We start from the raw sequence: 12371 nt of genomic DNA, 5'->3' as shown, positions 1-12371 counted from the left end.
AGTGATCTTCAGTGGAGGGCATTGAGGGTTTCCGGAACGGTTCGTATAATTGGGACACAGGCTGGAGGTCTCCATGCCCATCTCTGCAGCACAGCGACTCGTCTTCCCCAAACGGGTGGTTCGGGCTTTCCACGCCGGAGAAAGCGAGGGCCAGTGGGTCGCCGAAGGAGTGATCCTGGACACGGTTAATTTCACCGGCTGGACCCGGGACCTGGAAGCGCGCCACGGGGTGGAAGGACTGGAACGGCTGGTGGCCCTCCTCCAGCACAGGCTGGACCCCCTGCTCTCTTCCCTGAACCGGTGGGCCGGAGAGGTGATCCAGTTCACCGGAGACGGGATGGTGGTGGTTTTCCCAGGACAGGCGGAACGGAAGGGATGGATCCGGGATGTCCAGCAGCATCTGGATCCCCAGCGTTATCACCTCTATGAAGCTTCCGGAGAGGTCCGCTGGTTCCTCCTTCGGTCCCCCGTCCAGACCCTGTTCGTCCCCTGGGGGCCTCTGCTGAACCCTCGCCTGTGGCGGCCTCTCATGCTCCCAGGAGACGCCTCCTTCCCGCCACCCGAAGAGCCCGCGATGGGCCACAGTCCCACAGATTCACTCCGGCCGATTCCCGGAGGATTCCCGTGGGACCATGCGGAGGAGCAATACCGGTGGGTGGGGGTGCTGTATCTCCTTTTTAACTGCAGGGCGGACGAATCTCCCCGGGAGATTGCGGAAATTCTTCTGGACGTGATCGGACACCACGGAGGATGGGTGGCCCGTCTTGGCTACGCGGACAAAGGGCTGGCGGGTCTTGTGCTCTTTGGCGCGCCCCGGGCGGTGGAAGGCGTGGAACGCCGGAGCCGCCTTGCCGCCCGGTCCCTCCAGGAGTTGCTGGGCCGGAGCGTTCGGGGAGGCTTCCGGTGGGGGCGGGTGTTTGCAGGCTGGGTTGGGACTAAGCGGTCGGAATATACCGTGATGGGCAACACGGTGAACATGGCTGCCCGTCTGGCCCAGGCTGCAGACTGGGGGACCATCATCGAGATTGCCCCTCCTCATGAAAAACATCCCACGCTCACCTTGCGGGGTTTCCCCGGTGTGTGGGCCGTTCGACCCCTTCACCCCCCGGTCGACACGTCAGGGAAAACTGTGGATGCCTTCATCGGACGGAAGCAGGAGCTCCAGCGGCTCCGGGAGTCCCTGGAGTCTTCTCCCCGGTGGGTGGTGATTCAGGGCCCAGGAGGCGTGGGAAAAACCCGCCTTGTGGAAGAGGCCCTGCGTGCCCATCCGCACCTCCGGGTCGCCCGGATGGCGGGCGAAGAGGGTCTGTCCGTTTCCTCTGCCCTCATCCGGTGGCTGGAACACCAGCTGGGCGTTCCGATTTCCGTACCGGAGTTCTGGGTCCGCGTCCGGGAACGGCTTTTCCCCGAGGATTCATCCGAACCGGCCCCAGAAGATCCTTCCCCCCATACACCGGACCAGCTCATTCAACTGGCGCTTGGCCTTTTGCTGGACTCGATCCGTCCCGATCTCCTGGTTGTGGAGGATGCCCACACCCTGGACCCCCTCACCCGTACCTTCCTGACCCGGCTTCAGCAGCGCAAGCTTTCCTTTCCGGTCTGGGTTCTCCAGCGTGACCGGGAAGGGCAACCTCTTTTGTTGAAACAGGCGCTCACCCTCCATCTTCGTCCTTTCCGGAAGAGGGAAGTCCGGACGTATCTTCGCACCCAGCTTGATGGACGGATTCCCCGTGGTCTTTGGGGATGGATGGAGAGGCAGGGTGCCCTCACCCCCCTGGTGCTGGAAGAACTCTTTCGCCATCTTCGTCAAACCGGTGCCCTGGTCCGCGAAAAGGGGACATGGAGATTCCGGGCACCGGATGAAGCTCTCCCCCCCCGGGTGTATGAACTGGTGACCGCCATGCTGGATCGCATGGATCCCGGGGTCCGGGAGATCCTCCTCCTGGCCGCAACGGCCGGCGTCCATTTCCGGATCCGGTGGCTGGAAAAGGCAAGCCAAACTACGGTTCCGGTGAACCGGCTGATCCAGGAGGGCTGGTGGGAACCGGCTGGGGATCGCATCCGGTTTCGCCATGCCCTTCTCCAGGAAACCCTGTATGCCCTGCAAACCCGGCGAGATCGTGGGCACCGCCATCAACGGTTCGCCCGGGTGCTGGAAAACGAAGATCTCGTCCATGCAGCCATTCACCTTTTCCGGGCGTGGAAAAACGGGGTGGGGGATGAAGAAAAGGTTCAGCACGCGCTGGAACGGGCACTTTCGTCCATACGTCCGGGAGAGGATCCCCACAGCCGACTGGAACTCCTGGATGCTCTCGGCCAGCTGGACGTGGATCCCATCAGGCGGGTGGACATTGCCGTGGAAAAGGGAAGCCTGCTCCGGCAAATGGGGATGTGGGAGAAGGGGGCGGAGGAACTTCGATCCGCTGCACTGATGGCCCGCACGCTGGGGCTCTATGAAAAGGAACGCCAGGCCTGTGTGGATCTTGCCTGGATCTATATGAACCGGCGAGAGATGGACAAAAGCCGGGCCTGGATGGAACACGTGGCCCGGATCAGTGAGGACCGACAGGATCGGGAAGGGCAGGCTATTGTGCACATCTATCACGGAATTGCCCTGTGGCGGGAGGGGCGGGCTTCAGAGGCCTTCCAGGCCCTGAAACAGGCCGAGGCCCTGATTCCCAATATTCCTCCTGAGCGCAGAACCTATATCCGTGCCCTGGTTCTCAATAACCTGGGAAACGTGCTGGATGACCTGGGACGGTATGAAGAGGCGGTACGGTGTTATCGGGAATATCTTGAACTTGCTCGGAAGATGAATGATCCTGTCCGCGTTGCACGGGCCTGGCTGAATTACGGAGCCAACTGCATCTATCGGGAAGCCTATTCGGAGGCCGTGGAGGCATTTCAGAAAAGTTACCGGATGCTGCAACGCCTGGCGGTGTTCCAGAGTGCCGAAGGTGCACGGCTGAACCTGGCCTTCGTGCTTGCCCAGGTTGGACGCTGGAAAGAGGCCTATCGTCTGGCATGGGAAAGCCTTCAGCAGGCCCGACAGCGAAAATTCCTTCTGGGCATGGAGTTCGCATTCCAGATCCTGGCCAACGTGTTTTTCCTGGCCGGTCAACCTCACCGTGCCCTGCGGATGGTGCAACATGCCCTGCGGTATGCAAAACAGGGCAATCTAGTCCGAAAAGAACTGGACATGCGCATGTTCCGGGCGGAAATCCTTTTTGAAGCAGGTGAGACGGAAAAAGCTGGACGGGAGGTCCGGCGTCTGCTGTCGGATCCCCGGCTCCGGAAATCTCCGGCCATGCGGTTCCGGACCCATGCCCTGATGGCGGAGTTCTCCATCGAGAAGGGAGCACGGGAACGCGCACGCCGGCACCTCAGGGTGCTGGAGCGCCTCGCTGACACACCGGGAGATCGGGCAAGGGTGCTTGAGATTCGATATCGCCTTTCCGGTCATCCGGCGGATCGGCGCCGGGCCATGGAGGCCTATCGGGAGGCTTTCCAGCGAACGGGCAAAGTCCTCTATCGCCAGCGCATTCAGAAACTTTCGCGGATGTGAAAGGACGGCAGGGATATGAGCGAAGAAAGCATGGCCGGGCAACTTCTCATCGGGTATTGATTCTATCAACTTCCCGGGAGAAGGAGAGGTGCGTTCAACGTGGATGGCACAAGCAAGAAAGATACCCTGAGATCCGGACACGACTTCGGACACGCCCAATTGGAGGGTCCTTTTTCAAAATCCCATGAGGTGAAGGCCCTCCCTCAATGCACCCGCAAAATGGAGGTTTTCCCTGAACGCTGACGGGTTTCCCAGGCAATTCCCGAGAGGAATTGCCTGGAGGTGTCTTTTTCCCTCCCCTGGCGGGAGGGGGAAATGTCCGATTTCAGGATGCAGGATGGAAAATGCAGTTATGATTTGGCTCGATGGACGCTGAAATCTAAAGGAGCTACGTTCTACATCTCCTCTTCTTCGACAAACACCACCTCCACCCGGGAGAGGTAGTCCTCCAGCCGGTCCAGGAGATCCCGGATCCTTTCGAGATCCTGGTCCCGGGCGGCCTGTTCCAGGGCCGCGCCGATCTCGGTGATGCCGTCAAAGCCGTAGCCCCCGCCGATTCCCTTCATCGTATGCCCCAGAGACCGAATCTCATCCCAGTCCTTCTGATCAAGAAGTTCCCGAAGCCTATGAAGGTCCTTCCACCGGTTTTCGAGAAATGCGGGGATCAGATCCTCCAGATCGGCATCCACCCGCACGATGATCTTTTCGCTCATGGGTGCCCTCCCGGTTCAGACAACTCAAGATCGGACACCAGGACAACGCGGTTGCGCCCGCTCTCTTTGGCCTCATACAGGGCCTGGTCCGCCCGGGCCACCAAGGCCTCGGGGGTCTCAGGAAAATCCCGGACGAACGCTGCAACTCCGATGCTCACCGTCACCAGCCCCCACGGAAGGCCGGCATGGGGAATGGCCAGCGCACGAACACCTTCCTGCACTTTTCTCGCCACGTGCAGCGCGCCCTGGGGGTCCGTTTCGGGAAGAATGCCGGCGAACTCTTCACCTCCGTAACGGGCAGCGAGATCCGACGGGCGGCCCAGCGCCTTCCGAAAAACGCTGGCAACGCTTTGAAGACACGCATCGCCGGCGGGATGGCCATAGGTGTCGTTGAAGACCTTGAACCGGTCCACATCCATCATAAGGAGCGCAAGGGGTCGGCCATACCGTCGAGCACGGGCAAATTCTTTGTGGAGGACCTCGTCAAACACCCGGCGGTTGGCGAGACCCGTGAGGGGGTCAGTTCGGGAGAGTTCTCGGAGTTTTTCGTTCGCCTGTTCCAGCTCGCGGGTGAGGGCTTCCAGCTCTTTCTCCCGCTGTTTCCGGAGATCCATCTCTTCCTTGAGACGCAGGGCCGAGCGAACCCGGGTCAGGAGTTCTTCTTTCCGGAAGGGTTTGCGGACATAGTCCATGGCGCCCGATTGAAAGGCCTCTTTCAGGGTGGTCATGTCTTCCCGGGCGGTCACCATGATGATAGGGACATCGAGAAGTCCGGTATGTTCCCGGATGGCCCGACAGGTGGAAAGCCCGTCCATCCCTTCCATTTCCACATCCAGCAGGATAAGGTCCACCTCCCCCCGTTGCAGCTTCTCCAGGGCTTCTTCACCGCTTGCGGCTTCCAGGACCTCTCCATAGCCCGCTTTCCGGAGGATCCGCCGAAGGATCGCGCGGATCTCCGGGGAATCATCCACGATCAGGATCCGCCGCGCCATATTCCCGGATGGCCGCAAGAAGGGTCTTCTTCCGTATGGGTTTGGTGAGATGGGCCGTGCACCCTGCTTCCAGGCTGCGCTCCTGCTCTTCCTTCAGCGCATGGGCCGTCAGGGCCAAAATGGGCACGGGTTTCCGGCCCTGCTGCTTTTCCCATTCACGGATCTTCCGGGTGGCGGTGAGCCCGTCCATCACCGGCATCTGAACATCCATCAGCACCAGATCGTATGGATTCTGTTTGAACTTTTCCACCGCCTCGGCGCCGTTCTCCGCAATGTCAACCTGGTGGGGCGTTTTCTTGAGATAGGTCTTCACAAGCATCCGGTTGTCCGGAGAGTCGTCCACCAGAAGGATGCGGAGGGGACGTTCTTGTCCAGTTTCCTCCCGCTTGGTTTCCGGACGCCGCTCTTTAACGCGTCCTCCAAATGCCTGAGCAAGGAAATGCTGGAGTTCCTGTTTGCGAACGGGCTTCATGAGATAAAAGGGGATGCCCACCTGTTTTGCCCTCTCGGCATATTCAGCCCGGCTGTCCGATGTGAGCATCATGAGCACGGTTCCGTTCACGAGCCCTTCCCGCTGCATCACTTCGGCCACGTCAAATCCATCCATCTCCGGCATGCGACAGTCCAGGACCACAAGATCATACGCAACCCCTTCGCGTCGGGCTTTCCTCAGGGCCTCAAGCGCGGTGGGACCATCGGCGGCTTCGGTGACGCGGGCTCCCCATTCCGAAAGCATTTTCCGGAGAATCATCCGGTTCGTGGCGTTGTCATCCACCACCAGAACGCGTTTATTCCGCACAACATCTACCACCGGAACGGGAGACACGGACTCCGGAGGGCTGGTTACAATGGGGAGATGGACCGTAAAATGGAAGATGGTTCCTTCGTTCACTTCGCTTTCCACCCACATCCGCCCTCCCATCATCTCCACCAGGCTTTTCGAGATGGGAAGACCCAGGCCGGTTCCTCCGTATTTCCGGGTGGTGGAGGCATCCGCCTGGGTGAACTTTTCAAAGATATGTCCCAGTTTTTCTTCCGGGATGCCGATCCCCGTATCCCGAACGGAGAAGTAGATTTCAGCCACACCGTTTTCTTCCCGTTGTCTTTGTACGGTGAGCACGATTTCACCCGCCTCGGTGAATTTCACGGCATTCCCCAGAATGTTGATGAGGACCTGTTTGAGCCGGAGGGCGTCGCCCACCACGTATCGGGGCAGGTCGGGGGCGATATCCAGAATCAGCTCCAGCCCCTTTTCATGAGCCCGCACGGCCATCACCTCTCCCACGGATTCGATGGCCTCCACGAGATCGAAGGGGGCCGATTCCAGCGTCATGCGCCCGGCCTCGATTTTGGAAATATCCAGGATATCGTTGATGATGCCCAGAAGGGTTTCCCCCGCCGAACGGAGGGTTTGTACATATTGACGCTGTTCGGGAGACAGGTCCGTTTCCCACAGGAGGTCGGCCATACCGATGATGGCGTTCATGGGCGTCCGGATTTCGTGACTCATCATGGCGAGGAACTCGCTTTTGGCCTGGTTTGCCGCATCCGCAGCTTCTTTAGCCTCCCGCAGAAGCGCATTGGAACGTTCCAGTTCGGCGGTTCGCTCCCGTACCTTTTCCTCAAGGTTCTCCTGCGCCTCTTGCAGACGGTCCATCATCCGGTTGAAGATGATGGCCAGGTCCCGGATCTCCCTGGGTCCCTTCACAGGTGCTCGGCGGTGGAGTTCTCCCTTTTCGTGAATCTCTTGCATCACCTGAACCAGGTGGGCGAGAGGCGAAGTGAACCGACGGGTGAGGCCTGTGGCGGCCACGAGGGCAACCACAGTAACGAGGAGAAAAGCCAGGATGATTCGCCGTGCCACCGACCGGGCCGGGGCAAAGATCTCGTCTTCATACACCGTTGAAGCGATATACCAGTCCAGCGGCTCAAAATGCCGGACATAGGAGTGCTTGGGATAACGGTAATGTTCCAGATCGTCGGGACGGTTCCACAGATATCGGAACGGTTTGTCCGGATGGGCGGCGGCTTCGATCAGCTCCTGCATGATGGGGCGCCCCGTGACCGGGTTTTTCAGGTTGCGGATGTCCTTTCCAGCCAGATTGGGGTGGACAAGCATCTTCCCATCGCCGGTGAAGATAAAGATATAGCCCGTTTTACCGACCCGAATACTTTCCAGAACCTTCTGGAGATGCTCAACGATGTTCTGGATTTTCCGATCCACTTCTTCCTGAACGTCCGGGATATACACCCCGGTTCCGAGCACCCACTTCCACTCGGGAAAGTGTTTGAAATATGCCAGTTTGGGAACCGGTTCTTCCGAGCCCAGACGCCGCCACCAGTAAGTGTAATACCCTTCGCCTTTTTCCCGGGCCATGACCACCATGGGCGGGACGATGAGATTTCCCTTCACGTCTTTGAGGTCGGACACATCTTTATTGTGGAGACGGGGATCGGGATGGGAGATCAGGACCGACTGGTAGTTGGAGACCCAGATGTAATCGTTGTGGCCGAACCGAACGTGCCGAAGGTTCTCAAGGAACTGACGCTTTGCCTGGCTTTCCGGGATTTCTCCCCGTTGAACCTGCTCGTAGAGGTGGCGGAGTTCACTCTCAACGACGGACACCACGTCTTTGAGACGATCTTTGTGCTTCTGAAGCAAGGTATTCCGGAAATACTCCAGATCGTTGTATTCGCTTTCCACCTGGAGATAGACCATGTCCAGTACGTTTCGGGCGGCCTGTTCTTCGGCCCGCGCCATGGCCCGACGCACCACCTCCACCCCGATGAAAGCGAACAGGAGAGAAAGGGCGGTAAGGGAGAGAAAGGTGAAGACCAAACTCTGTGAACGAATGCTGTCCATTCGCCACTTCATCACGATGCTCCCTAAAAAGTGACAACGCTGTCTAAATCATACAGGATAAACGTGAACAGTTCAATATGGCGCATTGCCTCATTTAAAATCTACACGAAAAGACATGGTTGCCTCACGAAAGAATCTACATGAAATCTCCCGTACCCTTCTTTCACCCCCTGCGTTTCCGCACGGAAACGCAGGGGGACCCCGTAAAAATCAATCTTTGCCTGCTTTTCGGGGGTATAGAATCCTTGATCCTGCCCGTCCGGGAAAACATCTCAAACACCAGATCCCCATCCGAACCTTCGCCGACTGGAACGAAGCCGAGCCCGGCTTCATCGAAATCGACCTGGTGGGGCATTTCCGGTATGACACGCCCCAGGCACTGGAGGTGCTTGAGGAGGTGGAGCGGTTGGATTCCATTTTCGTCAACTTTTTCAAACCGACAATGAAGGTGGTGGAGAAGACTTGGACTTGCTAAAATCGTGTCGCGAATTTTACGGGGTCCCCACGGAATTCCAAAGGAATTCCGTGGGGTGAAAGGAATCCGAGGGTACCGGAGGAGGTGAAGGCGAAACTTCGGGAGCGATTTGCTCAGCTCAATGTGGTTCAATTGAGGAAACGGATTCTCTCGCTACAGGAGCGTCTTTTCTCCCTTGCGACCCCTCCAGAGCCTGCGGAGGAAGATCTCCATGTATTGAAGAGCCTTCATGAGGCAACGACTACGGTTCGAATAGATTTTCTCGTGAGGCAATACGTGGAGCGTTGCCTCGGTTTCAGGTTGCCGGTCGGACATGCAGGGTGTATAATTTTGCCCAGCCACGCAGGACTTTCTCCAGGTGAAGGATGTCCATCCAACAGGAGGTTGGTGATGAAACGTGTGGTGTGGATGCTTCTGCTTCCCGGTTTTCTGGGAGCAGGGCTGTCGTACAACGCACAGGAAGGGGTGATTCGGGTTCAGAGCGCTGAGATTTTCGCGCCGGGACAGCTGGCCCTCCTTCTTCCCGGAATCCACGCATGGTATCGGGGTGTGAAAGCCACGGACGGATCCGATGTGCCCACCCTCGCAGTCAACGGCTATTTCGGCCTGGGCTACGCCTTGACCCGGTACGTGGCCTTTTCCGTGACCGGACAGTTTCTGGCCGATTATGAAAAAGACCGTTCCAAAACCACCCGGTATTCGTACGGTCTGGGTGACACCCGGGTGGACCTGAAAATGTCCTATCCCCTGCCCGAGAGCCCCTGGACCCTCGGTGCCGGGGTGTTTGGCGTGATCCCCACGGGTGTGAAACGGGATCCGGCCGTTGCGCCGGAAATCACATCCTCCGGAATTCAGTTCCGGGGGGGATACCTGCGCCGGTTCACCATGGAGGATCTGGCCCTGGGGGCGCAGGTGATGGCCACCTTCCGGGGGGCATCCCGCTGGGGTGTCCATCTGAACGCGGGGGGCTACTCCTACATCGCCGACACCCTTCCTTCTCTGGTGTTTGGGGGTCTCGGGGTGGACATCTCCCCCGCCGTGTTCTCTCCCCTCCTTGAAATCTGGACCCTGCAGTATACCAAGAAAGACTATCGGGACCTGTACGGCAACGGTCCCACCTGGCTGAGCCTCGGCTTTCGCCTGGGTCAGCGGCAGGGGGCGAACATCCAGGTGGCCGGGAGCATTCCTCTCTTCTCCCGCCATAACAGCTATCCCAGAGAGGGGCTCCTTCCCGGATTCCGCCCGGACATCGGTGTGGATGTGGCCGCCTATGTGTTGATTGCTCCCCCGCAGAAAAAAGCGCCCGAAAAACCCAAACCGGCCTATCTTGCCGGTGTGGTTCTGGACGAAAACGAACTCCCGGTGGAAGGGGCGGATGTCCGCCTCTATCGGGGAGATAGTCTGATCGCCCAGGCCACCTCCACCGACGCGGGAGCCTTTGAGCTCGTTGCGGATCCCGGCGTGTATACCCTGAATCTTGAGCACACCGACTTCCTCCCCGCATCCAAACCACTGGTGCTCAAACCGGGGGACACCCTCTCCCTCACCTTCACCCTCAAGCGGAAAGCCAAACCCAAGCCAAAACTCGGCACCCTCAAGATCACCGTCGTGGATGTGGAGAAAGGCACGCCCGTGGTGAACGCCACCATTCAGGTGGAAGGAGGCGAACAGGTCCAGGGCTCTTCGGCTTCCTTCACCCTCACGCCCGGAACGTATACGGTGAAGATCTCCGCCCCTGGCTATATCCCGGTCTCCAAAACCTATGAAATCGAAGCCGACAAGACGGTGGAATCCGAGGTGGCGCTGGTTCGGAAAAAACTCAAAGTTCGCCTTCCGAAAATCCACTTCGATGTGGGGAAAGCCACCATCCGTCCGGAATCTTATCCCATTCTGGACCGCGCGGCGGAACTCATCAAGCGGATTCTGGCCGACAACCCCAACGTGAAGATCGAGATCCAGGGGCACACAGACAGCCAGGGTTCCTTTGCCTTCAACATGCGTCTGTCCCAGGCCCGAGCCGAAGCGGTGAAAAACTATCTCGTGACGGTGCATCAAATTCCCGAAGATCGTCTCATCGCAAGGGGGTACGGCCCCACCCGTCCCATCGCGGACAACAGCACGCCCTTCGGGCGGGAGCAGAACCGTCGGGTGGAACTGGTGGTGATCGCACCGGGCGAGGGACCGTGAGGGTTGAACGCCAGGTTCTGGAGCCTTTTGCGAGCAACCTGTATGTGGTGATGGAGGAGGCGTCCCGGGAGGTCCTGGTGATCGACCCGGGGCGTTTCCTCCCCCAGGTTGCGGAGTCCCTGGTGGAAGGGCAATTCAACATCAAAGCCCTGGTGGCCACCCACGGCCACTTTGATCATGTGCTTGAAGCCGGGGAATACACCACGCTGTTCCGCCAGGGGCTGTGGCTCCACCAGAGCGACTGGCCCTTTGTGGAAAACATGCGGGAGCAACTTGCCCTCTTCGGAATGTCCCACCTGGAGCCGGTGGTGTATCCCAATCTGAACGCCCTGACGGAAAACCACAAGTTTCGACTGGGAGGGGTGGAGTTTCTGGTGATCCACACGCCCGGGCACTCTCCGGGGAGTGTGGTGCTGTGGAGCCCGAAGGAAAAGGTGGCCTTCACCGGCGACCTGATCTTCCGGGAGTCCATCGGACGCACCGACCTTCCCGGAAGCGATCCTGCAGCCATGCGGTCTTCCCTTGAAGTGCTCTTCTCTTTGCTCCCGGACGATACGCGTCTTTTCCCCGGTCATGGCCCCGAGACCACGGTGGCCCATGAAAAACAGCATAACCCCTTTTTGAATGACCTTTTGATCCCGGGAGGAGGTTGATGGAGACGGCAACGGGTTTGTATTTCGTGGAACAGCATTCCCCGTCGCTGCGGTTTGCCTATCGGGTTCGCCGCCCCATCTTTTCGGGGAAAACCCGCTTCCAGAAGGTGGACATCGTCGAACTGGACGTGTTCGGAAAAACGGTGTTTCTGGACGAAAAGATCCAGTCGGCAGAGGTGGACGAATACATCTATCACGAATCCCTGGTCCATCCGGTTCTCGTGGCCCATCCTCACCCCCGGCGGGTGTTCATCGCAGGAGGCGGGGAGGGTGCCACCCTGCGGGAGGTCCTCCGGCATCGCACCGTGGAGCGGGCGGTGATGGTGGACATTGACGGCGAGTTCGTGGATCTGTGCAAGGTCCACCTTCCCGAATGGCACCGGGGAGCCTTTGAAGACTCCCGGTCGGAGGTCCTGATTGACGACGCCCGGAAATTCGTGTTTGAGACGGACGAAACCTTTGACGTGGTGATTTCTGATCTCACGGAACCTCTGGAAGAAGGGCCCTCCCAGCTCCTCTTCACACGGGAATTCTATGTGAAGGTCCTGGAACGCCTTTCAGATGACGGCATGCTGGTGGTTCAGGCCGCCAGCGCCGATCCCGTGTATGCGGATTTTGTGGCGTCGGTGGCCCGAACCCTGGAGGATCTCTTCCCGGTGGTGCGTGTCTACTGGGCCTTTGTGTTCTCCTTCCAGATGCCCTGGGCCTTCGTGGTGGCCTCCCGGAAGGTGGATCCTGCACTCCTGGTGGAGCAGGAGATCCGGGAACGCCTTGCAGCACGGGGGGTGGAAGGCCTCCGGTATTACAGCCCGGAACTCCATCCCGCCATGTTCCGTCTTCCCGTATATTTGAGAAAACTCCTTCAAAAGGGCCGGGTGCTCACGGACCGTGAACCCTACGTGTATCCGGACTAACGCGAGGGG

At 59.1% G+C, this 12371-nt stretch carries 8 protein-coding genes; 5 read left to right on the top strand and 3 right to left on the bottom strand.

Features of this window, described 5'->3' with window-relative positions; translation table 11 throughout:
- The first annotated feature begins 73 nt into the window (after positions 1-73).
- The gene (locus AC6HU3_RS10355) at positions 74-3565 is read left to right on the top strand and encodes an ATP-binding protein (RefSeq protein ID WP_497473681.1); all 3492 of its coding nucleotides are present in this window, start codon (positions 74-76) and stop codon (positions 3563-3565) included.
- 395 nt (positions 3566-3960) lie between these two features.
- On the opposite strand, the gene AC6HU3_RS10350 is transcribed toward AC6HU3_RS10355, so the two are convergent.
- Genes AC6HU3_RS10350 through AC6HU3_RS10340 form a run of 3 tightly spaced genes read right to left on the bottom strand, consistent with a single transcriptional unit; the run spans position 3961 to position 8145 of the window.
- The gene (locus tag AC6HU3_RS10350) at positions 3961-4278 is read right to left on the bottom strand and encodes an Hpt domain-containing protein (protein WP_497473680.1); all 318 of its coding nucleotides are present in this window, start codon (positions 4276-4278) and stop codon (positions 3961-3963) included.
- Complete coding sequence (locus AC6HU3_RS10345; RefSeq protein ID WP_497473679.1) at positions 4275-5270, bottom strand: GGDEF domain-containing response regulator; 996 nt, start codon at positions 5268-5270, stop codon at positions 4275-4277. Before AC6HU3_RS10345 ends, AC6HU3_RS10350 begins: the two co-directional genes overlap by 4 nt.
- Positions 5242-8145, bottom strand: coding sequence for a cache domain-containing protein (locus AC6HU3_RS10340; RefSeq protein ID WP_497473678.1), 2904 nt, complete (start codon positions 8143-8145; stop codon positions 5242-5244). Before AC6HU3_RS10340 ends, AC6HU3_RS10345 begins: the two co-directional genes overlap by 29 nt.
- A gap of 205 nt (positions 8146-8350) precedes the next feature.
- On the opposite strand from AC6HU3_RS10340, the gene AC6HU3_RS10335 reads away from it, so the two are divergent.
- The 4 genes from AC6HU3_RS10335 to speE all read left to right on the top strand — a co-directional run bounded on the left by AC6HU3_RS10335 (position 8351) and on the right by speE (position 12362).
- Positions 8351-8608, top strand: coding sequence for a hypothetical protein (locus tag AC6HU3_RS10335; RefSeq protein ID WP_497536327.1), 258 nt, complete (start codon positions 8351-8353; stop codon positions 8606-8608).
- 390 nt (positions 8609-8998) lie between these two features.
- Positions 8999-10795 carry an OmpA family protein gene (locus AC6HU3_RS10330; protein ID WP_497473677.1) on the top strand — a complete coding sequence of 599 codons (1797 nt, stop codon included), beginning with the start codon at positions 8999-9001 and terminating at the stop codon, positions 10793-10795.
- Positions 10792-11448, top strand: coding sequence for an MBL fold metallo-hydrolase (locus AC6HU3_RS10325; RefSeq protein ID WP_497473676.1), 657 nt, complete (start codon positions 10792-10794; stop codon positions 11446-11448). The genes AC6HU3_RS10330 and AC6HU3_RS10325 overlap by 4 nt, the downstream gene beginning before the upstream one ends.
- Positions 11448-12362, top strand: coding sequence for a polyamine aminopropyltransferase (gene speE / locus AC6HU3_RS10320; protein ID WP_497473675.1), 915 nt, complete (start codon positions 11448-11450; stop codon positions 12360-12362). Before AC6HU3_RS10325 ends, speE begins: the two co-directional genes overlap by 1 nt.
- The last annotated feature ends 9 nt before the right edge of the window (positions 12363-12371 follow it).

Source organism: Caldifarcimen microaerophilum, assembly GCF_055387105.1.
Note: the sequence above shows the minus strand (reverse complement) of the source record. Positions and strands in the feature narration are given on the sequence as shown.

Excerpts from the sequence above, each read along its gene's own strand:
- AC6HU3_RS10355 (WP_497473681.1), top strand. The coding sequence starts at position 74 with ATGCCCATCTCTGCAGCACAGCGACTCGTCTTCCCCAAACGGGTGGTT.
- AC6HU3_RS10350 (WP_497473680.1), bottom strand. The coding sequence starts at position 4,278 with ATGAGCGAAAAGATCATCGTGCGGGTGGATGCCGATCTGGAGGATCTG.
- AC6HU3_RS10345 (WP_497473679.1), bottom strand. The coding sequence starts at position 5,270 with ATGGCGCGGCGGATCCTGATCGTGGATGATTCCCCGGAGATCCGCGCG.
- AC6HU3_RS10340 (WP_497473678.1), bottom strand. The coding sequence starts at position 8,145 with ATGAAGTGGCGAATGGACAGCATTCGTTCACAGAGTTTGGTCTTCACC.
- AC6HU3_RS10330 (WP_497473677.1), top strand. The coding sequence starts at position 8,999 with ATGAAACGTGTGGTGTGGATGCTTCTGCTTCCCGGTTTTCTGGGAGCA.
- speE (WP_497473675.1), top strand. The coding sequence starts at position 11,448 with ATGGAGACGGCAACGGGTTTGTATTTCGTGGAACAGCATTCCCCGTCG.